Origin of the sequence: Nitrospirillum amazonense, assembly GCF_029594735.1 — a bacterium.
Classification (GTDB): domain Bacteria; phylum Pseudomonadota; class Alphaproteobacteria; order Azospirillales; family Azospirillaceae; genus Nitrospirillum; species Nitrospirillum amazonense.
Window position 1 is genome coordinate 546,786 of sequence record NZ_JARPAF010000001.1, and the last position, 24,378, is coordinate 571,163.

17 protein-coding genes are annotated in these 24,378 nt (G+C 68.1%); 9 read left to right on the forward strand and 8 right to left on the reverse strand.

The features are described from left to right. Positions 1 to 61 precede the first annotated feature (61 nt). From P5F91_RS02240 to P5F91_RS02250, 3 genes are all read right to left on the reverse strand, one after another. Entirely contained in the window at positions 62 to 1,753 is a 1,692-nt protein-coding gene (locus P5F91_RS02240; protein WP_277906355.1) for a M61 family metallopeptidase, read from the reverse strand. Between the two features lie 148 nt (positions 1,754 to 1,901). Beyond that, positions 1,902 to 2,387 (reverse strand): Lrp/AsnC family transcriptional regulator, encoded by a 486-nt coding sequence (locus P5F91_RS02245; RefSeq protein WP_145612652.1) that lies wholly within the window; start codon positions 2,385 to 2,387, stop codon positions 1,902 to 1,904. A 4-nt stretch (positions 2,388 to 2,391) separates the two neighbouring features. Next, positions 2,392 to 4,329, reverse strand: coding sequence for an ornithine cyclodeaminase family protein (locus tag P5F91_RS02250; protein WP_211107047.1), 1,938 nt, complete (start codon positions 4,327 to 4,329; stop codon positions 2,392 to 2,394). Between the two features lie 390 nt (positions 4,330 to 4,719). Here P5F91_RS02250 and P5F91_RS02255 point away from each other — a divergent pair, with 390 nt between their 5' ends. From P5F91_RS02255 to P5F91_RS02285, 7 genes are all read left to right on the forward strand, one after another. Further along, positions 4,720 to 5,973: an aminotransferase class V-fold PLP-dependent enzyme gene (locus P5F91_RS02255; protein ID WP_277906356.1), complete on the forward strand. Its 1,254-nt coding sequence runs from the start codon at positions 4,720 to 4,722 to the stop codon at positions 5,971 to 5,973. Between the two features lie 122 nt (positions 5,974 to 6,095). Next, positions 6,096 to 6,599, forward strand: coding sequence for a RidA family protein (locus P5F91_RS02260; RefSeq protein WP_277906357.1), 504 nt, complete (start codon positions 6,096 to 6,098; stop codon positions 6,597 to 6,599). A 178-nt stretch (positions 6,600 to 6,777) separates the two neighbouring features. Next, positions 6,778 to 8,226 (forward strand): S10 family peptidase, encoded by a 1,449-nt coding sequence (locus P5F91_RS02265; RefSeq protein WP_277906358.1) that lies wholly within the window; start codon positions 6,778 to 6,780, stop codon positions 8,224 to 8,226. Continuing rightward, entirely contained in the window at positions 8,204 to 10,174 is a 1,971-nt protein-coding gene (locus tag P5F91_RS02270; RefSeq protein ID WP_277906359.1) for an alpha/beta hydrolase family protein, read from the forward strand. Before P5F91_RS02265 ends, P5F91_RS02270 begins: the two co-directional genes overlap by 23 nt. A gap of 226 nt (positions 10,175 to 10,400) precedes the next feature. Beyond that, positions 10,401 to 12,551, forward strand: a complete 2,151-nt coding sequence (locus P5F91_RS02275; protein WP_277906360.1) for an amidohydrolase family protein — start codon at positions 10,401 to 10,403, stop codon at positions 12,549 to 12,551. Positions 12,552 to 12,580: 29 nt separating this feature from the next. After that, positions 12,581 to 14,080 (forward strand): S10 family peptidase, encoded by a 1,500-nt coding sequence (locus P5F91_RS02280; protein WP_145612648.1) that lies wholly within the window; start codon positions 12,581 to 12,583, stop codon positions 14,078 to 14,080. 85 nt (positions 14,081 to 14,165) lie between these two features. Next, positions 14,166 to 15,488, forward strand: coding sequence for an APC family permease (locus tag P5F91_RS02285; protein ID WP_277906361.1), 1,323 nt, complete (start codon positions 14,166 to 14,168; stop codon positions 15,486 to 15,488). Here P5F91_RS02285 and P5F91_RS02290 read toward each other — a convergent pair. Both P5F91_RS02290 and adh read right to left on the reverse strand, forming a co-directional pair. Next, on the reverse strand, positions 15,485 to 15,904 hold the full coding sequence (locus P5F91_RS02290) for a DUF779 domain-containing protein (RefSeq protein WP_145612646.1): 420 nt from the start codon (positions 15,902 to 15,904) through the stop codon (positions 15,485 to 15,487). The two genes, P5F91_RS02285 and P5F91_RS02290, sit on opposite strands and share 4 nt — an antisense overlap. A 14-nt stretch (positions 15,905 to 15,918) precedes the next feature. Further along, the gene (gene adh, locus P5F91_RS02295) at positions 15,919 to 17,439 is read right to left on the reverse strand and encodes an aldehyde dehydrogenase (protein WP_145612645.1); all 1,521 of its coding nucleotides are present in this window, start codon (positions 17,437 to 17,439) and stop codon (positions 15,919 to 15,921) included. A 249-nt stretch (positions 17,440 to 17,688) separates the two neighbouring features. Between adh and P5F91_RS02300 the strand changes: the two genes are divergently transcribed. Next, positions 17,689 to 19,560: a sigma-54-dependent Fis family transcriptional regulator gene (locus P5F91_RS02300; protein WP_277906362.1), complete on the forward strand. Its 1,872-nt coding sequence runs from the start codon at positions 17,689 to 17,691 to the stop codon at positions 19,558 to 19,560. A gap of 12 nt (positions 19,561 to 19,572) precedes the next feature. Here P5F91_RS02300 and P5F91_RS02305 read toward each other — a convergent pair whose 3' ends face one another. Next, a complete protein-coding gene (locus P5F91_RS02305; protein ID WP_277906363.1) occupies positions 19,573 to 20,820 on the reverse strand; it encodes an SGNH/GDSL hydrolase family protein in 1,248 nt (415 codons plus the stop codon). 345 nt (positions 20,821 to 21,165) lie between these two features. On the opposite strand from P5F91_RS02305, the gene P5F91_RS02310 reads away from it, so the two are divergent. Beyond that, entirely contained in the window at positions 21,166 to 21,543 is a 378-nt protein-coding gene (locus P5F91_RS02310; RefSeq protein ID WP_277906364.1) for an SEL1-like repeat protein, read from the forward strand. 55 nt (positions 21,544 to 21,598) lie between these two features. On the opposite strand, the gene P5F91_RS02315 is transcribed toward P5F91_RS02310, so the two are convergent. Both P5F91_RS02315 and P5F91_RS02320 read right to left on the reverse strand, forming a co-directional pair. Continuing rightward, positions 21,599 to 23,893, reverse strand: a complete 2,295-nt coding sequence (locus P5F91_RS02315; RefSeq protein ID WP_277906365.1) for a xanthine dehydrogenase family protein molybdopterin-binding subunit — start codon at positions 23,891 to 23,893, stop codon at positions 21,599 to 21,601. Continuing rightward, positions 23,893 to 24,378 carry a (2Fe-2S)-binding protein gene (locus tag P5F91_RS02320; protein WP_277906366.1) on the reverse strand — a complete coding sequence of 162 codons (486 nt, stop codon included), beginning with the start codon at positions 24,376 to 24,378 and terminating at the stop codon, positions 23,893 to 23,895. The genes P5F91_RS02315 and P5F91_RS02320 overlap by 1 nt, the downstream gene beginning before the upstream one ends.

Sequence of the window (24,378 nt, forward strand, 5' to 3'; positions counted from 1 at the left end):
CCGGCGGCGGTCATGAAAAAGGGCCGGGAAAGACCCGGCCCCCATGTGTCGACCCAGCCGGTCAAAGATGGCAGGCCCTGTCCTCCACCCCCGGCACGCGTTCCCAATGCCAGCTAGTCACGGCCTGGCCGCGTGGCAGATAGGTGAAGCTCTGCTCCTTGCCGTCGCGCTTGACGGTGATCTCCATCTGCTTGGCCGGGTCGTCCATCAGCGCCTGCTTGGGACTGGACCTCACGATCAGGTCGCCTTCCTTCACGCCGGCCTGGGCGGCCGGACTGTCGGCGCGCAGATCGGCCACCACACCCAGGCGCATCTCGTCATAGCCCAGGTCGAAGGGTCGCTCCGCCGCCTTCACGGCGCGGTAGCAGGGGGTGAAGCCGGTGGGGGCGGGCTCGATCAGCTTACCGGCCACCATGTCCTCGTACTCCTGCCGCGCGGGTTCGCCCAACTCGCGCACCACCATCGCCACCCATTGCTCCAGGCCCACCTTCTCGCCTTCGCGCTGGCGCTCCAGCACCTCCAGCACCAAGTCGTCCAGGCTGCGCGTGCCGCTGGATTTGGCGCGGATTTCGGCGTCGACGCGGGCCAGGTACATGAAGCCCCGGCCGTAGGGCACGCGTTGGGCGCGGGCGTCGCTCCAGAACTTGGCACCGGCCTGGGTGTTGGTCAGGGCCACGTAGGGGTTGGTGTAGTAGCCGGAGGCATGGTCGTTGACCACGCGCAGGAACTTGGCCTGGTCGATCACGCCGGCGCGCAGCGCCAGCACGACGGAATAATATTCGGCCATGCCCTCGGTGTACCAGGCGGTGGCGGCATGCTCTCCGCCATCCAGCCTGGGCCAGTTGTGGGTCATCTCATGCGCCAGCAGCATCTGGGTGTCGCTGGCGGCGGTGGTGCCGTCCACGCCATAGCCAAACATGAAGGACTTGGCCAGGGCCGTGCCCCCGCCGGCCGGGTAGGGATTGGCGCGGATGAAGACGCGGTAGGGCGCGCCGTCAGCCTTGAAGAAATGGGCCATGTAGCCGTAGAGGCGCTGGATGCCCGTGGCCAGGTCGTTCACGTCGAACGGCGGCTGGGTCAGCCAGTACAGGCCGAAATTGCCCTTCCCCTCCGCCGGCACGCTCTTCACCGAGCCGGTGGCGTAGAAGGAGAAGGCCAGCAGTTCCGCCGGGGCGACCGTGGATTGGTCGCCTTCGCCCAAGCTCCATATCCCCCGGGCGCCCTTGGGCATGCCTGACAGGTCCCACTTCAGGCTGATGCGGTAGGGCTGCTCCCCCGCCGGCAGGGCCAGGAAGTAGACGCCCGCACCCATCAGGCCGTCTGCCTGCTGACGCAGATCGAACAGCGGGCCGTTGCGCGTGGCGACGCTGACGGCGCGGGGCGGGGTGCCATACCGCACCACCACGTCGCCCACCGTGGCCCGGCCCGCGTCATAGTGGCGGTAGCTGCCGGTGGGCGTCGGCGCCTCATCCGCCATGGTCAGCGGCAGGGGGCCCTTGTCGTCTCGCGCCACGATGGCGCTGGCGTCATAGCCCGCCGTGGGGGTGGAGACGATGGTGGTGGGCATGCGCAGCAAGGGCTGGCCGGCGGCCACGCCGGGATGCGCGATGCGCAGTTCCACGTCCATGCGATCGGCCACGCCGCCGCTGGCGTGCGGACGCAGCACGACGTCCAGGGGGGCTGGCGCCTCGGCGGCGGCGGCGCTAAATGTCAGCATGGAGGTGGCCAGCAGGCCCAAGGTCAGTTTTCTCATGGATGGTCCCCACCTGTTCTGTCCGGCCGTTTCCAGCCGCTCATACACCCCCGCGTTCCCGCATGATGGCGGACGGCGGCAGGTTTATGTTTTCCCAGTGCCGGCCCCGCGCTGGGTCCCGGGCATAGGCTATGCATCGCGGGGATGCTTATTGGAATGTGCGCGGTTTCAGCGGGATGGCCGTGGTGCTCTTGGCCTCCGACAGGGTGACGATGGAACGGATGTCCTCCACCCCCGGCAGCTTCATCAGGGTGTTGAAGATGAACTCCTGGTACCACTTCACGTCCGGCGCCACGATCTTCAGCAGGGCGTCCATTTCACCGAAAACGGTGTAGCACTCCAGCACCTCGGGGATGTTCTGGATGCCCCGGAAAAAGGTCTCGCGCTCCTCCTCCGACAGCCGGGCGATCTTCACCTGGGCGAAGATGTGCATGTCGAAGCCCAGTTTCTGCCGATCGACCAGCACCACCTGGGACTTGATGTAGCCCTCATCATGCAGGCGCTGCACGCGGCGCCAGCAAGGGGATTGCGAGATGCCCACCCGCTCCGCCAGCTCCGCCGTGGTCAGCGAGGCGTCGCGCTGCATATGGGTCAGGATTTTCATGTCGATGGCGTCGAGTTCCGCGTTCGCCATGGCCTCAATCCTTCTTCAGCAGAGGCCAGGCGGCGGCCAGGTCCTGGACCACATGGCCCAGCGACTTGTAGAGCGTGACCTGCTCCGCCGACTGGCGGCCCTCGGCGTGGCCCGCCAGCACCTCCCCGATCTCCGCCACCACGTGAGCGTCGCCGATCAGGCCGGCGGCCTTGGCCCGCAGGAATTCCGCCCCCTGGCGCAGCACATGCTCCCGGCAATCGGCGATGAAACGGGACCGGATGACCAGGTCGTGGTCCACCTCCACCGGGCCGGCGATGCTGGAGCCCACGACGTTCACGTGCGCCCCCGGCGCCACCCAGGCGCCGTGCAGGATGGGTTCCCTCGCGGCCGTCACGGTGCAGACGATGTCGGCGTCCACCACCGCCTCCTGCGCGCTGGCGGCGGCGCGGACGGGCAGGCCCAGTTCCTCCGCCAGCCGCGCGGCGAAGGCGGCGGCGCGGCCGGGGGAACGGCCCCAGACGGTGACGCGGTTCAGGCGGCGCACCCGGGCGATGGCATGGGCATGGGTCAGGGCCTGCTCGCCATAGCCCAGCAGGGCCAGGGTCTTGGCCTCGGGCCGGGCCAGGGCGTCGGTGGCCACGGCGCTGGCCGCCGCCGTGCGGATGGCCGTGACCTCCCCGCCGTCGACCACGCCCACAGGCTTGCCGCTGTCACGGTCGAACAGGACGATGACGCCCTGGTGCGAGGGCAGGCCCTTGTCGAAATTGTCCGGGAACACGGCCACCAGCTTGGCGCCGAAGGGCCCGCCGCCAAAGGGCCCACCGTTGAGCGCGCCGGGCATGACGCCGAACATATGGCCGTGGTCCAGGGGCAGCACGCCGCGTGGCAGCTGCTGCGTCTCCCCCTTGGACAGCGCCGTCATGGCTTGGCGTACGATGGGAATGCAGGTGTCATAGTCCAGGCTGTCGGCCACGGCATGTCCGTCGACGATGGGCAGGGGCGACGTGGCGGGATGGCGGGCGTTTTCATACAGCCAGGCCGTGGCGGCCACATCCTGCACGGCATGGCCCAGGGACTTGTAAACGGTGATCTGCGCCGCCGACTGCCGGCCTGGCGCCCGGCCCGCCAGCACCTCCCCGATCTCCGCCGCGATGTGGTCGTCACCGAGGGTGCCGGCCGCCTTGGCGCGCAGGAACTCCCCGCCATGGACCAGCACATGCTCCCGGTGGTCGACGATGAAGCGGCTGGCCGCCACCAGGTCGGTGTCGATCTCCGCCTGGGCCGGGCCGCTGGAGCCAACGACGTTCACATGGGTGCCGGGGGCGATCCAGTCGCCGCGCAGGATGGGATCGGCGGCGGCGGTGATGGTGCAGACGATGGCGGCACCGGCCACGGCCCGCTGCACGCTGTCATGGGCTTGGGTGTCGATGCCGGTGGCGGCCTGCACCTGGGCGGCGAAGGCCTGGGTCTTGGCGGGATCGCGGCCCCAGACGCGAATGTGGCGCACAGTGCGCACGCCGGCCAGTGCCAGGGCATGGGCCAGGGCCTGGCGCCCGGTGCCCACCAGGGCCAGGGTGTCGGCATCCGGCCGGGCCAGGGCTTCGGTGGCGACGGCGCTGGCCGCGGCGGTGCGGATGGCCGTGACCTCGGCCGCATCGGCCAGGCAGACGGGGCGGCCGCTGGCGCCGTCAAACAGCACCACCAGCCCCTCGTGCGCCTTGCGGCCCTGGCCATCGTTATAAACGCTGACCAGCTTGGCGCCGAAATAGCCGGGCCGGTCCGCACCGACGAAGGCCGCCGGCATGATGGCGAAGGTGCGGCCGGCGCCCAGGCTGATGAAGCTGCGCAGCTGCTGGCGCACCCGTCCGGTGCTCAAGTCCACCATGGCCTGGCGGACGGCGGAAATGGCCGCCCCATGACCCAGGCCCGCACGGACGGCGGCGGCATCGAAAACGGCAAGGCCGGACGGCGCGAAACCCATGGGTGTCTTCCCTGTCATCCTGTTCCCGAACCACCTTAGGGCAGGGGATGGGGTTTTTCTTTCCGGAGTTCCCGGCAAAGCCACCATCCATCCGGTAGAATTTCCACCATTCCGACCAGCGTGGGCAGGTTTTATGCATGGATGCCGCCAAAGCGGGTGAGAAGCACCGCCGCGCCATCCTCAACGGGGTGGAATGATAATTCCGGGAATGGCCCCTCAGGGCACGTCCATGCGCGGTCGATCCGACGAACGGATAAAATTTCCCGGGCGCCGCCCAAATGCCTGCAACTTCGCCAAAAATGCCCCCGGGGTTTCCGCTAGCATGGTTTCAGCCAGGGAGCCTCTTGGCCAACGGGCGCCTTTTCCAAACCCACGAGTACACGGATGAGAATGACGCGCAGGGACGTGATGCTGGCCGCCGGCACTCTCACCATGGCCGAAGTCGTGCCGGCCGCCGTAGGCGCCCAGACGGCCCCGGCCGTTGCGCCCAAGCCGACCCTGCCTACGCACTTTCCGGACAAGGCGTCCTTTTTCCCCCACGACCTGGTTTATCTCGACAGCGGGTCCCAGCACCCCGTCAGCACGGGCGCCAAGGCCGCCGTCGACACCTATCTGTCCAAGCGCATGCTGGACCCGGCGGCGGCGCGCTATGATCTGCCCGACGACGGCGTGCGGGAGAAATTTGCCCGTCTGGTGAATGCCGATGCCGACGACATCGCCTATGTGCAGAGCACCACGGCGGGGGAGCAGATGGTGCTGCGCGGCCTGGGGCTTCCCAAATCGGGTGGCCACATCATCACCGACACGCTGCACTTCTTCGGGTCCCTGCCGCTGTATGAGGAGATGCAGCGCCATGGGGTGGAGGTCACCTGGGTGGAGCCCAAGGAGGGCCGCATCCTGCTCTCCGACCTGACGCAGGCCATCCGCAAGGACACCAAGCTGGTGGCCCTGTCGCTGGTCTCCACCATCAACGGCTTCGAGCATGATTTGAAGGCGGTGTGCGACCTGGCGCATGCGAACGGCGCCCTGGTCTACGCCGACATCATCCATGCCGCCGGCTGCGTGCCCGTCGATTTGAAGGGCAGCGGTGTCGATTTCGCCGCCTGCGCCAGCTACAAGTGGCTGATGGGCGATTTCGGTCTGGGCTTCGTCTATGGGGCCAAGGCCGCCCGCGCCCAGCTGGCACGCACCGAGTACGGCTATTACGGCATGAGCGCGTTCAAGCCGCATATCTATCCCTTTGACCCGCCGGGCGGGATGATCGCCGACTATGCCTACGCCGACACGGCGGAGGGCACCTTCGCCCACGGAACCCACGCCCATATGGTGATCGCGCAGCTGGACCATTCCCTGGATTACATCCTGGGCGTGGGCGTGCCGGCCATCCAGGCGCATGCCCAGGACCTGATCGGCCGGCTGAAGCGGGAATTGCCAAAGCTGGGCTACAGCCTGATGACCCCGCCCGAGGCCACCACGCCCCTGGTCACCTGCGCCTATGAGAACGCGCGGGAGAAGCTGGGGCCCAAGCTGGCGGCGGCCAAGATCAAGATGACGGTCAGCGCCAACCGCTTCCGCGTCACCCCTTCGGTGTTCAACGACCACACCGATATCGACCGGCTGCTCGCCGCACTCGGTCATGCCTAAGGTCGTGCGTTCAGGTTGTCTGTTAAAAAGAGAGTTTTGGCAGTTGGGTTCATTCAGAAAAATGCCGGGCAGGGTGGGGCGGTGACAAACCGTCCCACGCGCCGGAACGGGGACATGTTTCCATGCGCATCATCAGTTTGGCTTTGCTGGGCTGTCTGCTGGCCGGCCCGGCCCTGGCCCTGACGGCCGCCCCGCCCGGCGGCCCGGATGAGGGGGGCGGCGCCACCAATGGCACCATCGCGGCACCGCCGGCCGGCGTGCAATTCTATCGCCCGGAAACGACCAGGGTGCCCTATTCCCAAGTCGTGCGCGTGGGCGACATCCTCTACGTTTCCGGCCAGCTGGGTGTGAACCAGGACGGCAAGGTGGTGGGCGACATGGGCGTCCAGGCCAAGGCGGCCATGGACAACATCAGCGCCGCCCTGGGCCGCGTGGGCAGCGGCATGGGCGCCGTCTTCAAATGCACTGTCATGCTGACCGACATGACGCAGTGGGCGGCCTTCAATCAGGTCTATGTCAGCTATTTCAAACCGGATCGGCTGCCGGCCCGCAGCGCCATGGGCGTCGGCGCCCTGCCGCTGGGCGCGGGTGTCGAAGTCGAGTGCTGGGCCTACGCGCCCAAATAACGCCAGCGGCTCGTGCCGCTGTAGGCCCTGACTGGGGCCGCCAGAGTTTTGCGGGGAGCATCAGCGGACTGCAAAACGAGGAAGCCAAGGGCGCGGATGCGCCCGTCCGGCGACTGAGGGAACAAATAATGGGGATACTATGATGGGCAAACGGGCGCGCGGCCTGGTTCTAAGCCTGATGATGACGGCCGCCGCGGGGACGGCGCTCGCTCAAGGTGCGCCGGTGCCCGAGATCGCGGGCCCCATCCTGGGGCCGGTGACCACGCCGCACAGCATCACGCTGAGTGGCAAGACCGTGCGCTACACCGCCACCTTCGCGGAGACGGTGTTGAAGGACGCGGCCGGCAAGCCCTTGGCCTCGATCTCTGCCACGTCCTATGTGGCGAGCCCGATGGTGAAGACCCGGCCGGTGCTGTTCGTCTTCAACGGCGGGCCCGGCGCCTCATCCTCCCCCTTGCATTTCGGCGCCTTCGGGCCGCGCAGCATCGTGAAGGGGGCGGACGGCAACCGCGTGCTGGCCGACAACCCGAACAGCCTGCTGGCCGATGCCGACCTGGTGTTCATCGACCCTGTAAGTACCGGCTTCAGCCGGGTGCTGCCCGGCGGCGACGGCCATCCCTACTGGAACGCCGATGGTGATGCGCAGGCGGTGCTGGGCCTGATCCGGGATTGGCTGCGCGACCAGGGGCGCACCGGTTCCCCCGTCTACATCGCCGGTGAGAGCTATGGCGGCTTTCGCCTTGCCACCATGATGAAGTTCGTGGGCGACCTGCCCATCGCTGGCCTGATCCTCATCTCCCCTGCGTTGGACTTCACGGCGGTGGCGGAAAACCCCGGCAACGACCTGCCGCACATCTTCGAACTGCCGGCCATGGCGGTGACGGCCTGGAAGCATGGCCGCGCCAACATCGACGCGCAGACACCGGACCAGGTGTTCCAGGTGGCCGCCGACTATGCCGAGGGCCCCTACGCCCTGGCCCTACTGAAGGGCGGCCGGCTACCGGCGGCGGAGCGCGACGCCGTGGCCGCCCGCCTGGGCGACCTGATCGGCCTGCCGGCCAAGACCATCGCCGACGCCAACCTGCGCATCGGCACGCAGAAGTTCCTGGAGACGCTGCTGGCCGACCAGGGCCTGGTGGTAGGCCGCCTGGACGGCCGCGTCACCGGGCCGGCGCCCAAGGACGCGCCCGCCGACCGTCCGGCCGCCGCCAAGGATCCGGCGCTAGGGCTGGGGCGCACCAACGTCATCACCTCCAGCGTCGCCACCGATTATTTCAAGCATGAGCTGAACGTGCCGGTGGACCGCGACTATGTGTCCCTGACCCTGGACGTGAACTTTGGCTGGAACTTCCAGCCGGCCAGGCGCGAGGACGGGTTCTACCTCAATGCCGCACCCGATATCGCGCCGGTGATGAAAGCGCAGGCCAGGACCCGCCTGCTGCTGGTCGGCGGCTATTACGACATGACCGTGCCGCTGCTTTCCGCCCGCTATGCCATCGACCGGGCCGGCATTCCTCTTGACCGCGTGACCGTTGCCGCCTTCGATGCGGGCCACAGCCCCTTCGACGGGGAGGCGGGGCAGGTTCGGATGCAGGAGATGATGCATGGCTTCTTGGTGGGGCGCTGATCGCGGGTTTGTTGGGGCAACGGCGATCGGCCTGGTGCTGGCGGTGTCTGGGGTGGCCGGGGGCGCGCAGGCTGCCAGTTCGCACCAGTATACCGGCCTCAGCCTGTCGGGCGACGGCAAGCGCCTGGTGGCGGTCGAGGCCGACAAGGACGAGGGGGCGGGCAGCGCCGGCCATGGCACCGTGGTGGTGCGCGGCACGGATGGCGCTGTCGCCCTGACGCTGGATCCGTGCGCCGCCTGCCGCTATGCCGGGCCCGCTTGGTCACCGGACAACAAGGTCCTGGCCTTCGTCGGCACCTCCGGCGGGCAGGCCATCCTCTATCTGGCAGAGGGCGGGACGGTGCGTCCGCTGACCGCCGTCCAGGGTCTGGCCAGCACGCCGCGCTGGTCGCCCGACGGCACGGAAATCGCCCTGCTGGTGACGGAGAACGCCAAAAAGGAGGCGGGTGCCACCCATGCCGGTGCCCGCCAGGTGGGGGAGCAGGGCGAGGGCGACGACGTCCAGCGCATCGCCATCGTCACCGTTGCCAGCGGTGCCGTGCGCCTAGTCAGCCCGGACAAGACCTACGTCTATGACTATGACTGGATGCCGGACGGCAAGAGCTTCGTCGCCACCGCCGCTGAGGGCAACGGCGACAACAACTGGTGGATCGCCAGCCTGCGCGCCTTCGGCCGCGATGGATCGGCCCGGATTATCGCCAGCCCCCAAACCCAAGTCGCTTTCCCCCGCGTGTCGCCCGACGGCAAGACCGTGGCCTTCATCGGCGGGCTGATGAGCGATTTCGGCTCCTTCGGTGGCGACGTCTACACCGTGCCCGTCAAGGGCGGGGTGCCCAAGGACGTGACCGCCGGCTATGCCGGCACGCTGACCTCGCTCGCGTGGCGGGGCAACCGCTTGGTGGCCGGCGTCACCCTGGGCGGGGAGACGGGCAGCGCCGTGGTCGATCCCGCCAAGGGCACTGTGACGGAGGTCAAGACCGCCGCCGCCACCCGCACCGCCGGCGACGGCCGCGTGGCGCTGGACCACGCCGGCACCCACGCCGCCTGGGTGGCGGAGGGCTTCGATTTCGGCCCCCGCATCGAGTATGGGCGCCTGGGCGACCTGGCGGCCATAACCCACGACAACGATGGTCTGGCGCCGCTGGTCACTGTCACCAGCCTGAGCTGGAAGAACGACGGCATGACTGTCCAGGGCTGGCTGGTGACACCCAGGGCGCCGGTGGCCAATGACGCCAAGCGGCCCATGGTGGTGAACATCCACGGCGGCCCCTCGGCCGCGCACACGCCGCGCTTCGTCTGGGGCGACATCATGGCCGCCTTCGCCAAGGCGGGCTATGCCGTGTTCCTGCCCAACCCGCGCGGCAGCTTCGGCCAGGGGGAGGCGTTCACCCGCGCCAACATCCGCGACTTCGGCGGCGGCGACCTGCGCGACATCATGGCCGGCATCGACGCGGCGGAGGCGCAAGCGCCCATCGATGACAACCGCCTGATGATCTTCGGCCGCAGCTATGGCGGCTTCATGAGCATGTGGGCCATCACCCAGACCCAGCGCTTCAAGGCTGCCGCCATCGGCGCCGGGCTGTCGGACTGGTATTCCTACTACGGCCAGAACGGCATCGACCGCTGGATGATCCCCTTCTTCGGCAAGTCGGCGTACGAGGATCCGGAGATTTACGACCGGCTGTCGCCCATCCGCTACATCCGCAATGTGAAGACGCCCACCCTGCTGCATGTGGGGGAACGCGACATCGAAACCCCGGTGATGCAGACGCGCGAGTATTGGCACGCCCTGCGCGCCATGGGCGTGGAGACCAGCTTCATCGTCTACGCCGATGAGGGCCACGTCATGCAGAAGGCGGAAAACATCGAGGATTTGAACCGCCGCATCATCGCCTGGTTCGACCGGCACATCGGCGGCGCCGGTACGCCCGGTGGCGCCGAGCACTAAGGGGCGCGCGGGTGCCGGCGGTGCCGGCACCCTTATGCCGGCACCAGGGCCCAGGCGGCATAGTTTATGCGACGCTGCAGTGGTTCTCCCCATATCGGCATAATCTATCCCCCCAGCCCGCGATAGGCTTTCCCCAATACAGGGATCCTGGCCCGGCCGTGCCATCGGTGCGCCGGACAGGCTGGGCCGGCAACCGGCCTGATGGGAAGAAGCAGGAGCACCGGGCATGAACACGCGCGTTTCCCCCCGCCATCTGGCGACCATCCTCTGGCTGACCGGCACGACCGCGCTGGCCCTGACCGCCGGGACGGCGCAGGCCGCCGCCGTCACCGAAAAGCTGGTCATCGTTCAGAATGGGGAGAACATCGGCACCGTCACCGGCACGACCGACGGCGCGTCGGTCAGCGTTGACTATTACGTCGACGACAACGGCCGGGGCCCGAAGCACAAGGAAAATCTCACCATCGGTGCCGGCGGCATTCCCACCAGCTGGACGGTGGGCGGCACCTCGCTGATGGGGGGCAGCGTCAACGAAAGCTTCAAGTGGGAAGGCGGCCAGGCTAGCTGGACCAGCCAGGCGGACAAGGGGGCGGTGCCGGTGGCCAAGGCGCCGCTGTACGTCGTCAACGACGACAGTCCCTGGGCCCTGGGCGTCTATGCCCGCGCCCTGTTGAAGGCGCCGGGCAACAGCCTGCCGCTGCTGCCTGCCGGCACCATGCGCCTGGTGAAGGTCAAGGCCACCACGCTGGGTGCTGGCAAGGACGCCGTGCCCCTGACGCTCTATCGCATTGAGGGCGTGAACCTGCAGCCGGACTATGTGCTGCTGGACAAGGCGGGCCGCCTGTTTGCCACCTTCGGCGGCCACTACCTGACCATCCGTCAGGGGCATGAGAAAGAGGCGCACGCCATCCAGGCCCTGGGCGCGGAGGCGGAGCGCACGCTGGCACGGGACCGGCAGAAGGCGCTGGCCCATCGCTACACCCAACCGGTTCGCATCCGGAACGTTCATGTGTTCGATCCGCGCACCGGCACGCTGGGCGGCCTGTCCACCGTCATCGTGCTGCGCGACCGCATCACCGCCGTCATGCCGTCGGACCAGGACCCATCTGGTGGGGATGGACCCCAACCTGACGACCAGGTGATCGTGGACGGGCAGGGCGGCACGCTGATGCCGGGCCTGCACGACATGCATTCCCACACCACGCTTGATTCCGGGCTGTTCTACCTGGCGGCCGGCATCACCGAGACGCGGGACATGGGCAACGACAACGCCTTCCTCCAAGACCTGATGCCCCGCATCGAGGCGGGGGAATTGGCGGGGCCGCGCATCACGCCCAATGGTTTCCTGGAAGGCCGCAGCCCCTATTCCGCCCGCTTCGGCATCATTCCGGAAACGGTGGCCGACGCGGTCAAGGCCGTGGACTGGTATGCCGACCGCGGATATTTCCAGATCAAGATCTACAATTCCATGACGCCGGACTGGGTGCGTCCCATTGCGGACGAGGCGCACAAGCGCGGCATGACCGTCACCGGCCACGTGCCGGCCTTCGACACGCCCGACCGCTGCATCAGGGATGGCTACAGCGAGATCACCCACATCAACCAGCTGATGCTGGGCTGGCTGCTGAAGCCGGAAGAGGATACCCGCACGCCCCTGCGCCTGACCGCCATGGCGCGCGCCGCCGATCTGGATCTGAACTCTGCGCCCGTGCAGGCGACGGTGAAGCTGATGGTGGATGGGCACATCGCCCACGACCCTACTGCCGTCATCCTGGAACGCCTGATGCTGAGCCGCGCCGGTGTGACCCCGCCGGGCGATGTCGACTACCTCGACAACATGCCCATCGGCTATCAGCGCTATCGCAAGCGCACCTTCGTGCCGCTGAAGTCGCCTGCCGACGACCAGGCCTACGTGAAAGCGTTTGGTAAAGTGCTGGAGACGCTGAAGCTGTTGCACGATAAGGGCATACGCCTGCTGCCGGGCACGGACGACGTCACCGGCTTCACCGTGCACCGGGAGATGGAGCTGTACACCATGGCCGGCATCAGCCCGGCGGAGGTGCTGCGGCTGTCCACCCTGTCGCCCGAGGAGTACATGGGCCACAGCGATCTGGGCACCGTGGAGCGCGGCAAGCTGGCCGACCTGGTGCTGATCGCCGGCGACCCCACCCAGGACATACGCGCGGTGAAGAAGCCGCGCCTGGTGATGAAGGGGGGGGCCCTCTACTACCCGAGCGAAATCTACCAGTCGCTGAGCATCAAGCCGTTCGCTGACGCCCCGCCGGTGACAGTGCCCAAGGTGGTGGAGGGGCCCGGTGACAGCCTGGGCGCGCCCGGCCTGTTCGGCGGCGGCCATGACGACGACCTGGGCGACTGAGCAACGACTAAGAATCCTGGGGGCGCATCATGGGTAAATGGAAGACGGCGTTGATGACGGGGGGGGTGCTTGCGGGTCTGATGGCCGGCCAAGCCCCGGGCGCGGAGGCGGGCGGGGGGCCCGCCGCTATCCCTGCGCCGCGCGTGTTCACCTCCGAGCACAGCGGCACCTTTAACGGGCAGAAGCTGCGCTATACGGCGACGGTGGCGGAAACCATCCTGACCAATCCCGCCGGGCAGAAGACGGCCAGCGTTTTCACCACCAGCTACATCCGCACCGACGTGCCCAAGGGCAGCGTGCGGCCCGTGGTGTTCGTCTTCAACGGCGGACCGGGCTCCGCCAGCCTGTGGCTGCACATGGGCTTCGTCGGCCCCAAGCGGGTGGACTTCGCCGACCCGGTGCACCCGCCGACCACGCCGCCCTTCCACACGGTGGACAACCCCGACAGCCCGCTGGACGTGGCCGACATCGTTCTGATCGATCCGCCCGGCACCGGCTACAGCCGCATCCTGCCCGATGGCAAGCCGGAGCAGTTCTACGGCACGGCCCAGGATGCGCAGATGACGGTGGACGTCATCGAGCGCTGGACGCGGGAGCATGACCGCTGGAACGCGCCCAAGTACCTGATGTCGGAAAGCTACGGCACCGTCCGGGCGGCCGTGGTGGCCCGCCTGCTGGCCGGGGGGCCCATGGCCACGGGCACCATGGACGGCATGACCCTGAACGGCATCATCCTGCTGGGACAGTCCATGGACATGTCGGGCACGGCGGGGGATGACGTGCGTGTCCTGACGGCGCTGCCCACCCTGGCGGCGACCGCCTGCTATCACCACCAGGGCCCGGCCGGCTGCACGGCCGAGGGCCAGGTGGGCGCGGCCAAGGCCTTCGCGGCCGACCGTTACCTCAAGGCGCTCTATGCCGGCAACACGCTGCCGGAGGCGGAGCGCGAGGCGGTGACGGCGGAGCTGTCGTCCCTGACTGGCCTGTCGCCCGCGGTCATCAAGGCCAACGACCTGCGCATCAGCACCGGGGTTTTCGCCCGTGAACTGCTGCAGGGCCAGGAGATTGGCGCTTATGATGGCCGCTACACCCTGCCGCTGGCCGGCAGCGCCGAGGACCCGGTGGCCGACGACCCGGCCATGGGCCAGTACGTGCCGGGCTTCGTCGGCGCCTTCAATGACTACATCCGTCATGACCTGGGCGTGACGGTGGCGGAGCCCTACGAAGCCATCTCCTTCCGGACGGTCAACGCCCGCTGGGATTACGGCAAGGCTTCGGGCGCCGAGACCAACCATGCCAAGGATCTCGCCACCGCCATGCGCCGCAATCCGCGCCTGCGGGTCATGGTGGGGGCCGGCTACTATGACCTCGTGACGACCCTGGGCTCCGCCGCCTACACCATCGCCCACGCCGGTATTCCCCAGGACCGCACGGAAACCCATCTCTACCCCTCGGGCCATATGCCCTATATGGGCAATGAGGCACGCACTGCGTTGGCGCGCGACGTGCGGACTTTCCTGAGCCGGTAGTGTTCCCTCAATCGCCGGGCGCCCGCGTCCTACAACGGCACGGCAATGCCGTTGACCGAGCATATTTAGGATTGGTTCATTCCTCATGAGTGACAGCACGGCCGGCCTGAAGCCTGGTGGCTTGAAACAAGGCGTCACCCTGATCGACCTGGTGATGCTGGGGGCGGGCACCGCCATTGGGGCCGCCATCTTCTCCGTGCTCGGCCCCGCCACCCAGGTGGGGGGCGCCGGCATCCTGGTGGCGGCCGGGTTGGCGGCCCTGCCCATGGTGCTGTTCGCCCTGGTCTATGCCTACATGGCCTCGGCCGTGCCGCGCACCGCGGCCTCCTATGAGTGGCAGCGGCAGTTCAGCCACCCGGTCATCGCCTTTTCCATCGTCTGGCTGCGGGTGTTGAGCAACGCCGTGGTCATGATCGTTTTGGGCCGGGTGCTGATGAACTACCTGGGCATGGTGCTGCCCCTGCCGGCGGCGCCGGTCATCCTGGGCCTGTTCACCCTGATCTTCGCCCTCAACTACCTGGGCGTGGCCGTGGCGGCGCGGGCCCAGACGGTGCTGATGATCATGCTGCTGGGCCTGTTCGCCGTACTGGTCGTCAGCGGTGCCCCGCAGATGAAGCCGGAACTGTTCGTGCAGGCGGTGACCGGCGGCTGGACACCCATCCTGGCGGCCCTGCCGCTGATGATCCAGCTGTTCCTGGGCATCGAAACGGCGACCGAGGTGGGGGAGGAAGTCAAGAACGCCAAGGCGGTGGTGCCTTGGGGGATCGCGCTGGGCCTGCTGCTGACCGTGGTCGTCTACGTCGCCGTCTCCTTCACCGCACTCAGCGTCGTAGGGCCCGGGGAACTGGGCCAGGCCAAGGCGCCCCTGCTGATGGTGGCGCAGGCCACGCTGGGCCGCTGGGCCACGCCCCTGATCGTCACGGCGGCGGCGGCGGCGCTGATCAAGTCGATGAACGCCATCTTCCTGGTCTACGCCCGCTTCCTCTATGCCATGGGTGCCAGCGGCGTGCTGCCGGCGCCGCTGGGCCGCATCCACCCCCGCTTCGGCACGCCGCACGTGGCCACCGCCGTGGCTTTCCTCGCGTCGTGCGTCGGCCTGTTCCTGCCGGACAGCCTGCTGTTCCTGCTGCTGTCCATCAACGTGCCGACGATGATGAAATACTTCGGCTCCTGCCTTGCCGCCTACAACGTGGCGGACAAGCACCCGGAAGTGCGGGCCCAGGCCCGGCTGCGCTTCAGCCCGGGCCTGGTGAAGGCGCTGTCGGCCCTGGGCATGGTGGCCGCCCTGGTCATCGCCGCCCTGGGCTTCGGCACCGACTGGCGCCCCTACGCCTTGCTGGCCGTCTGGCTGGCGCTGGGCCTGGCCTATTATGCCCGAACCCGGCGCCAGCGGTTGGCTGCCGCCTAGCCATTCAGCGCCGCATTCTCCTCATCCGTGAACAGCCGCGACCGGGTGAGGAAGCGCAGGCCCTCCGGCCCTTCCAGGGAGAACATGCCGCCCCGGCCGGGCACCACGTCGATGGTCAGGCGGGTGTGCTTCCAATACTCGAACTGGGCTTTGCCCATGTAGAAGGGCTGGCCGCCGATCTCCCCCAGCAGGACGTCGCCGTCGCCGGTCATGAACTCCCCGCGCGGGTAGCACATGGGCGCGCTGCCGTCGCAGCAGCCGCCGGACTGGTGGAACAGCAGGGGGCCGTGGCGGGCCTCCAGCCTCTGGATCAGCGCCAGCGCCTCCGGCGTCGCATCGACCCTCAGCACGGCGGCCCGGACCACCGATTCCGATGGTCCGGATTCCGTGGAGGCCTGGCTGTCCGGCTTTGGCATGGCCAAGCCCGCCATCAGAAGAAGCCCAGGGCGTTGGGGCTGTAGCTGACCAGCTGGTTCTTGGTCTGCTGGTAATGGTCCAGCATCATGGCGTGGTTTTCCCGCCCGATGCCGGATTGCTTGTAGCCGCCGAAGGCCGCGTGCGCCGGGTACAGGTGGTAGCAGTTGGTCCACACCCGGCCCGCCTGGATTTCCCGGCCGAAGCGGTAGGCGCGGTTGATGTCGCGCGTCCACACGCCCGCACCCAGGCCGTACAGCGTGTCGTTGGCGACGTGCAGGGCCTCTTCCTCGTCCTTAAAGGTGGTGACGGCCACGACCGGCCCGAAAATCTCCTCCTGGAAGATGCGCATGCGGTTGTTGCCCTGGAACACCGTGGGCTGGACGTAGAAGCCGCCGGCCAGGTCGCCCGACAGTTCCGCCCGGTTGCCGCCGGCCAGCACCTTGGCGCCTTCCTTTCTGCCGATATCGAGGTAGGAGAGGATCTTCTCCAGCTGCTCGCTGCTGGCCTGGGCGCCGATCATGGTGTCGCCGTCCAGCGGGTTGCCCTGCTTGATGGCCTGCACGCGGGCCAGCGCCTTGTCCATGAAGCGGCCGTACAGGCTTTCCTGGATCAGGGCGCGGGAGGGGCAGGTGCAGACTTCGCCCTGGTTCAGGGCGAACATGACGAAGCCCTCGATGGCCTTGTCCAGGAAGGCGTCGTCCTGGGCCGCCACGTCATCGAAGAAGATGTTGGGCGACTTGCCGCCCAACTCCAGCGTCACCGGGATCAGGTTCTGCGAGGCGTACTGCATGATCAGCCGGCCGGTGGTGGTTTCCCCGGTGAAGGCGATCTTGGCGATGCGGGAACTGCTAGCCAGGGGCTTGCCGGCCTCGACACCGAAGCCGTTGACGACGTTGACCACGCCCTTGGGCAACAGGTCCTGGATCAGTTCCATCAGCACCAGGATGCTGACCGGCGTCTGTTCCGCCGGCTTCAGCACCACGCAGTTGCCGGCGGCCAGGGCCGGGGCCAGCTTCCACGTCGCCATCAGGATGGGGAAGTTCCAGGGGATGATCTGGCCCACCACGCCCAGGGGCTCATGATAATGGTACGCGATGGTGTTGTGGTCGATCTCCGAGATGCCGCCCTCTTGCGCGCGAATGGCGGCGGCGAAATAGCGGAAATGGTCGGCTGCCAGGGGAATGTCGGCGGCGCGCGTCTCGCGGATGGGCTTGCCGTTGTCCCAGGTTTCCACTGTCGCCAGGGTTTCCAGGTTGTCGTCGATGCGCTGGGCGATCTTTTCCAGGATGCGGGCGCGGTCGGCGGCCGAGGTGCGGCCCCAGTCACGTTTGGCGGCGTGCGCCGCGTCCAGCGCGCGCTCGATATCCTCCGCGTTCGACCGTGGTATCTCGCAAATGACCTGGCCTGTGATGGGGGTGGTGTTCTGGAAATAGTCGCCGGACGCCGGCGGCACCCACTCGCCGCCGATGAAATTGCCATAGCGGCTCTTGAACGAGACCGGGCTGCCATACTGTCCGGGAGCGATCTTGGCCATGTAACGTGTCCTCCAGCTTGTTTTGCGCCTCAGGCGGGCGGTTTGCGCTGGCTTTCCAATGGCAAGGGCCGTGCCAACGGCGTCGGCAATTTCAGGAATCCCGCCAGATCAAGCCCTTAATCCATGCCACTTAGGTCGGGTTGCGGGGGCCGCCGATCTGCCCCATGCTTTCCCGCAAAGAGGGGCGCCGGATCTGTCGCAATGCGCGACATGTCCGCGACACCTGTCGCGACTATCGGGAGGATCAGCATGGTGAACGCCCCGCAAAGTCAGGCGGCTGTCCTGGCCATGGCGCGCGAGCAGCTGGGCGAGTTGGCCGGCCTGGAGGGTGCCCCCATCCCGCCCATCATCGCGCGGTCCTGGCGCCGCTGCGCCGACCGCGGTCTGCGCGCCGACCGCCCCGCACGCCAGGATCCGCTGTCGCGCGCCGATCTGGCGGTACTGCGCGAGCGCCACCATACCCTGATGCATCTCGCGACACCCGAGTTGGACACCCTGCACCAGGCCATGCGCGACCTGGGCGGCATGGTGCTGCTGACCAATGACCGGGGCCTGATCCTGGACGCGCGGGGCGACGCCGGTTTCGTCCGCCGCGCCCGCCGCGTTTCCCTCCAACCCGGCGCCGGCTGGGGGGAGGATGACGAGGGCACCAACGCCGTGGGTACCGCCTTGGCGGAACGCGCCCTGGTGCAGGTGCGAGGGGCGGAGCATTACCTGACCGACAACGCCTTTCTCATCTGCACCGCCATGCCGGTGATGGACCCCTATGGCGCGCTGGCCGGTGTCATCGACCTGTCGGGCGACACGCGCGCGGCCCGGTCGGATAGCCAGGGCACCAGCGCCAGAAGCCTGGCCAGCCTGGCGGTGGCCCACCTGGAACATCGCTGGGCGGCGCAAGCGGCGGAGGGGCACGAGCTAGTGGTGCGCCTGCATGCCCATCCCGGCTGGCTGGGCTCGCCGCAGGAAGGCCTGCTGGCGGTGGACGATGGCGTGGTGTGCGCGGCCAACCCGGCGGCGCTGGCCCTTCTGGGCCTGAACGCCGCCGCCATCGGCCGCGTGCGGCTGGAGAGCGTGCTAGATGGCGGCCTGGCGCGGGGCGACCGTATCCTGCGCACTGCCGACAGCGGCCGCCCGCTGCATGCCCGCATCACCACGCCGGGCAAGAGCCGCCCCGCGATACGCCGCCCGGCCCATGCCAAGGACCTGTCCCCGCCGGCGGCCGCCCCGGACGGCATGCTGTGGGATGCCGGCACCCGGCCGCTGCTGGAGCGCGCCATCCGGGCGCTGGACGCGGGTATCCCCGTGCTGTTGCAGGGGGAGACGGGAACGGGCAAGGAGGTGTTCGTGCGCGCGGCCCACGCCGCCTGCGGGCGGGCGCAGGCGCCCCTGGTGGCGGTCAACTGCGCCGCCATTCCGGAAGGCCTGCTGGAATCCGAGTTGTTCGGGTACGAGGATGGCGCCTTCACCGGCGCCCGGCGGGGCGGCCATCGCGGCCAGATCCGCCAGGCCGACGGCGGCATCCTGTTCCTGGATGAGATCGGCGACATGCCGCCGGCCCTGCAGGCCCGCCTGCTGCGCGTGCTGCAGGACGGAGAGGTGACGCCCGTGGGCGGCCGGCCGGTGAAGGTGGATTTCCTGCTGGTCACCGCCACCCATCGCGACCTGGCGGCCTGCGTTGCCGAGGGCACCTTCCGCGCCGACCTCTATTACCGGCTGAAGCACCTGGTTGTGACCCTGCCGCCCCTGCGCGAGCGGTCGTTGGATGGCATCATCGATGCGCTGATGGCCAGCTTCGGCGCAGCAGAGCGGGGCATCCGCTTGGCCCCCGCCGCCCGCGACCGCCTACGCCGCCATGACTGGCCGGGCAACCTACGCGAACTGGCCAACCTGCTGCGCACCTTGGTGGCCCTGTCGCCGCCAGGGACACTGATCACCCCGGCCGAGCTGCCGCCGGATCTGGCGCCCGTGGTACCGACCGGCGCACCAGCGCCCAGCCTGAAAACGCGGGAGGAGGACGCCATCCGCCAAGCCCTGGCCCGGCATCAGGGCAACATCAGCGCCGCCGCCCGGGAACTGGGTGTGCACCGCAGCACCCTGCACCGGCGAATGCGGGCGGAGTGATCCTGGGGTCTATCAGCGGGCGATGACCGCCAGCGCCGCCTCCGCCATGGCGCGGTAGCCGGCATCGGAGGGGTGCAGGTGGTCACCGCAATCGTAGTCGGCCCGGATACGGTCGGGGTGGGCGGGGTCGCGGACGGCGGCATCGAAATCGATCACATCGTCGAACGCGCCGCCGGTGCGGATCCAGGCGTTGATCTTCTGCCGGACCGCCTCCTTTTCCGGGGTGGCGTAGCCGGGGAAGGTGGCGCCCATGGCGGGCGTGAGGGTGGCGCCGTGCACCTTCAGATGCCGCGCCCGCGCCCGGTCGATCAGCTGGCGATAGCCGGCGATGATGTCCTCCGCCGTCACCACGGGGTGGGTGGCGCTGGTCCGCAGGGTCGGCAGGCCGCTCAGGCCCAGATCGTTGATGCCCTCCAGCAGGATGACATCGGTGACGCCCGGGACCGCCAGCGCGTCGCGGTCGAACCGGGCCAGGGCTGAGGGGCCGACCTCGCCGCGCAGGATGCGGTTGCCGCCGATGCCGGCGTTGGCGATGCCGATATCGCGCCGGCCCTTGGCCCGCAGCAAGGCGGCCAGCTGGTCCGGCCAGCCCCGCATCAGCCTGTCCTTGGCGCCGAAGCCGTCGGTGATGGAATCGCCGAAGGCGACGATGGTGCGGCCTTGTGCGCCGGCATGGACCAACAGGGCGGACACGATTTCCCGCGCGTCCTCGGTCCGCGCGCCGTTCAGCGCGACGGCTTCGGTCCGGTCATCGCCGGGCAGGATGTCGGTGTGATGGTTGTTGTCCGCCTGCGGCACCGTCACCGGCTGGGGCAGATGCAGGCTCACCACCAGCACCGCGCCGGCCTCGACCGGCAGGTCCAGCGGATCGCTGACCAGCGGCGCGCCCGCCGGCACGCGGGCCGTGCGGGCGCCATCGAAGGTCAGGGTGCGAAAGGCGCCCGGCGCCACATGCCCTTGGGCATCGGCCACCGCGACCGTGGCGTGGTCGACCAGCAGGTCCTGCGGCAGGGTCTCGGCCGACAGCCGGACGCGCACCTGGTCACCCCCGGCGCTGATCCGCAGAGTATAGCGCACCGTGCCTTGCACCTCCGGCGCCGGCTTCCAGAACGGCAGGGGCAGCTTCTCGATGGGTAGGGAGGGGCTGGACGCCCAGGTGGTTATCCAGCCAGCGGTCTCGTCTTTGGCCCAGGCCACCGAGCACAGGCCCGCGATGACGCCGGCCGCGATCAGCGCGGTCAGAAATAGGGGGTGCCGCATGGATTAGTCCCTCCCGTATCGTTTGTGTTCGCGGCCGGCGCGATCAGCCCCCGACAGCCACGCAACAATTATATTTGATAACCTTTATAACAACACGCGGGATGCGACAACCCCTCATTGCAATCGGTTGCAGCCACTCCGATATCCTATCGATGTCCGCCCGCTTGACCTAACGCCCGTAGCTGATCCCGGATAGGGTGGATGCACTCTTAATATAGGCGGGTTTCAGCACACGAGCCAACCGAGCGTGGCTACTTTAGGGGTATGCTTCAAAATTAAAGTCTCTGCGTCAGAGATTATCGTCCAGATTGATTTAGGGTGACGTCGGAGAACAGGAGGTGAAATATGACCTTTATTGCGGAAATAGATGACAAAATCGAACCGATCATCCGAATGATCGCAGAAGACCGTTGCAAGGGGATAGAAGAGCTTACGGAGCTGGCGGAGTCAGGAGACCGATCAGCAATCGTATTCTTGGGCCTGTATCTATCTGAAGAAAAAGAGACCACCGATATGGCGATGAAGTGGTTACTCCTGGCTGATGGGTTTGGGAACCCCGATGCAGCCTGGAATATAGCCATGATTGCTCGAGAAAATAGCAATTTCGAAGAAATGAAGCGATGGATCGACCGCGCATCCGACCTCGGAGAAGAAGATGCAAAAATAGTAAAGGAAAATGGCTACGAGATGGAATCCCTCCTATCTTTACGACCCCAGCTATAAAGATGGCCCCATAGCATCCCTATACTTAAAAATAACCGAAATTTATCCCTTCCCTTCAAACCCGCAACTGATCCCGGATGGGCAGGCTGCGGATGCGCTTGCCGGTGGCGGCGAACACGGCGTTCAGCAGGGCGGGGGCGATGGGGGGGACGCCGGGTTCGCCCACGCCCCCCAGGGGCGCGTCGTACTTGGCCGCCGGCATCAGGTGGATGCGGATGTCCTTGGGCGCTGCCTCGATGCGAGTGACCTGATAGCTGTCGAAGTTGTTCTGCTGCACCTGGCCGGCCTTGAAGCTGATCTCGCCCAGCGTGGCCAGGCTGACGCCCTGGGTCACCGCCCCCTCCAGCTGCGCCCGCACCCGGTCGGGGTTGATGACGGGGCCGCAATCGAAGGCGATATCGACGCGGGGGATGGTCAGCTTGCCCTGGGCGTCGACATCCACCTGCACGACGGCGGCGGCGTAGCTGGCGAAGCTGCGGTGGGCGGCGATGCCCCGGCCCTGGCCCTTGGGCAGGGGCTTGCCCCAGCCGGCCTCCTTGGCCGCCCGCTCCACCACGCCGCGCAGGCGGCCGGTGTCATAGGCGTAGGCCACCGGGTCCTCGTTGTAGTTCCAGCTGTCCGACAGGTCGGCCGGGTTGATCTGCCGGGCCGGCCCGATCAGTTCCAGCAGGAAATCCTTGGGGTCGCGCCCCGCGGCCTCCGCCAGTTCGGCGACGAAGCTCTGCACCGCGAAGGCGTGCGGGATGTTGGAGACGCTGCGGAACCAGCCGATGCGGGTGTGGCTCTCGGCCTCCGGGTTCTCCACCCGCAGGTTGGGCACGATCCAGGGCGTGTTGACGGCGCCCATGCCCAGTTCCGAGGCGCCCTCATGCTTCACGCCGGCGGTGAAGGTGGCGCCGATGGACGGGGCCACGGTGCGGTGCAGCCAGGCCACCGGCTTACCCTTGGCGTCCAGCCCGCCCTCCAGCCGCTCCACCGACACGGTGTGCAGGAAGCCGTGGTGCAGGTCATCGGTGCGGGTGTAGGTCAGCTTAACCGGCCGGCCATCCATGGCGCGGGACAGCAGGGCCGCCTCCGCGATGTAGTCCGGCTTGGATTTGCGGCCAAAGCCGCCGCCCACCAGGGTCTGGTGGACGGTCACATTCTCCGGCGGGATGCTCAACACCTTGGCCACCGTCTCGCGCGTCGTCTGCGGCGCCTGAGTGCTGCCCCAGATCTCGCACTTGTCGCCCGTCACCTGGGCGGCGGCGGCCGGCGGTTCCATGGGCGCTTGGGCCAGGTGGGGAATGTAGTATTCCGCCGTGACATGCTTAGCCGCCGACTTGAGCGCGCCGTCCACGTCACCCACGTTCCGCACCACCTGGCCGGGGGCGCGGGCCGCCGCCTCCAGCTCCGCCCGGTAGGCGGCGCTGTCATAGCTGGCGTTGGGCCCATCCTCCCAGGTGACCTTCAGCTTCTCCCGCCCCTTGAGCGCGGCCCAGGTGTTTTCCGCCACCACGGCAAGGCCGCCCTTGGGCAGGAAGCCGGAGGGCAGGGGCGCGCTGTTCAGCACCACCACCTTCAGCACGCCCGGCACCTGCAACGCCTCATCCACGTTGTAGTGGCCCAGCTTGCCGCCATGCACCGGCGGGCGGGCGACCACGGCGTACAGCATGTTGTCCCGCCGCACGTCGATGCCGTAGGTGGCACGGCCGGTGGTGATGTCGAAGCCGTCGACCAGGCCGATATCGCCCCGGCCGATATAGCGAAACTTGGCTGGGTCCTTGAACACCAGCGTTTCGCGCGCCGGCACGGGCAGGGCGGCGGCGGCCGTCGCCACCTCGCCGAAGCCCAGGCGCCGGCCGCTGGCGGCATGCACCAGGCTGTGGTGGTCCACCGTCACCTCCGCCACCGGCACGCCCCACTGCGTGGCGGCCGCCTGGGCCAGCATCTGGCGCGCGGCAGCGCCGATACGGCGCAGGGCCTGGAAATGGTGGCGCATGCTGCGCGAGCCGTCGGTGTTCTGGTTGCCGTAGCGCGCCTCGTCACCCAGCGCCTGGTCCACCTTCACCTTCGCCCAGTCGGCGTCCATCTCGTCGGCGATGACCATGGCCCAGCTGGTGCGCACGCCCTGGCCCATCTCCGCCCGGTGGCAGAGGATGGTGAGGGTGCCGTCGGCGGCCACGGCGACGAACAGGCGCGGGTCGTCCTTCACCCCGCCGGGCATGGCTTCGCCGCCATACTTCTTGGGCGCATCCTCCGCCAGGGCGCCGGTGGCGGCCGCAAGGCCGAGCCCGCCGGCCAGGATGAAGGTGCCGGTGCCCAGGCCCATCAGGACGGCGCGGCGGCTGAGGTTGGTGATGCCGTTCATCACTTCGCACTCCCGCTGCTGGCCGTCTTGCGCTGCACTTCGCCGGCCGCGCGCTTGATGGCGGCGCGGATGCGGGGGTAGGTCGCGCAGCGGCAGATGTTGCCGCTCATGGCATCGTCGATGGCTTCGTCGCTGGGGTGGGGCGTGTCCTTCAGCAAGGCCGCCGCCGACATGATCTGCCCGGCCTGGCAATAGCCGCACTGGGCCACGTTCAGTTCCCGCCATGCCACCTGCACCGGGTGCATGCCGTCGGGCGACAGGCCCTCGATGGTGGTGACGGCCACGCCGGACAGGTCGCCCAGCGTCGTCTGGCAACTGCGGATGGGCGCGCCGTCGGCGTGCACGGTGCAGGCGCCGCACAACGCCTCGCCACAGCCGAACTTGGTGCCGGTTAGGCCCTGGACATCGCGCAGATACCACAGCAGGGGCATTTCGGGATCGCCCTCGAAACGCTGCGCCTGCCCGTTCAGCGTGAACGTGATCAT

What these genes read in the sequence shown, in the direction of transcription:
- P5F91_RS02240 (WP_277906355.1), bottom strand. Translation starts at nt 1,753, where the DNA reads ATGAGAAAACTGACCTTGGGCCTGCTGGCCACCTCCATGCTGACATTT.
- P5F91_RS02245 (WP_145612652.1), bottom strand. Translation starts at nt 2,387, where the DNA reads ATGGCGAACGCGGAACTCGACGCCATCGACATGAAAATCCTGACCCAT.
- P5F91_RS02250 (WP_211107047.1), bottom strand. Translation starts at nt 4,329, where the DNA reads ATGGGTTTCGCGCCGTCCGGCCTTGCCGTTTTCGATGCCGCCGCCGTC.
- P5F91_RS02255 (WP_277906356.1), top strand. Translation starts at nt 4,720, where the DNA reads ATGACGCGCAGGGACGTGATGCTGGCCGCCGGCACTCTCACCATGGCC.
- P5F91_RS02260 (WP_277906357.1), top strand. Translation starts at nt 6,096, where the DNA reads ATGCGCATCATCAGTTTGGCTTTGCTGGGCTGTCTGCTGGCCGGCCCG.
- P5F91_RS02265 (WP_277906358.1), top strand. Translation starts at nt 6,778, where the DNA reads ATGATGACGGCCGCCGCGGGGACGGCGCTCGCTCAAGGTGCGCCGGTG.
- P5F91_RS02270 (WP_277906359.1), top strand. Translation starts at nt 8,204, where the DNA reads ATGGCTTCTTGGTGGGGCGCTGATCGCGGGTTTGTTGGGGCAACGGCG.
- P5F91_RS02275 (WP_277906360.1), top strand. Translation starts at nt 10,401, where the DNA reads ATGAACACGCGCGTTTCCCCCCGCCATCTGGCGACCATCCTCTGGCTG.
- P5F91_RS02280 (WP_145612648.1), top strand. Translation starts at nt 12,581, where the DNA reads ATGGGTAAATGGAAGACGGCGTTGATGACGGGGGGGGTGCTTGCGGGT.
- P5F91_RS02285 (WP_277906361.1), top strand. Translation starts at nt 14,166, where the DNA reads ATGAGTGACAGCACGGCCGGCCTGAAGCCTGGTGGCTTGAAACAAGGC.
- P5F91_RS02290 (WP_145612646.1), bottom strand. Translation starts at nt 15,904, where the DNA reads ATGCCAAAGCCGGACAGCCAGGCCTCCACGGAATCCGGACCATCGGAA.
- adh (WP_145612645.1), bottom strand. Translation starts at nt 17,439, where the DNA reads ATGGCCAAGATCGCTCCCGGACAGTATGGCAGCCCGGTCTCGTTCAAG.
- P5F91_RS02300 (WP_277906362.1), top strand. Translation starts at nt 17,689, where the DNA reads ATGGTGAACGCCCCGCAAAGTCAGGCGGCTGTCCTGGCCATGGCGCGC.
- P5F91_RS02305 (WP_277906363.1), bottom strand. Translation starts at nt 20,820, where the DNA reads ATGCGGCACCCCCTATTTCTGACCGCGCTGATCGCGGCCGGCGTCATC.
- P5F91_RS02310 (WP_277906364.1), top strand. Translation starts at nt 21,166, where the DNA reads ATGACCTTTATTGCGGAAATAGATGACAAAATCGAACCGATCATCCGA.
- P5F91_RS02315 (WP_277906365.1), bottom strand. Translation starts at nt 23,893, where the DNA reads ATGAACGGCATCACCAACCTCAGCCGCCGCGCCGTCCTGATGGGCCTG.
- P5F91_RS02320 (WP_277906366.1), bottom strand. Translation starts at nt 24,378, where the DNA reads ATGATCACGTTCACGCTGAACGGGCAGGCGCAGCGTTTCGAGGGCGAT.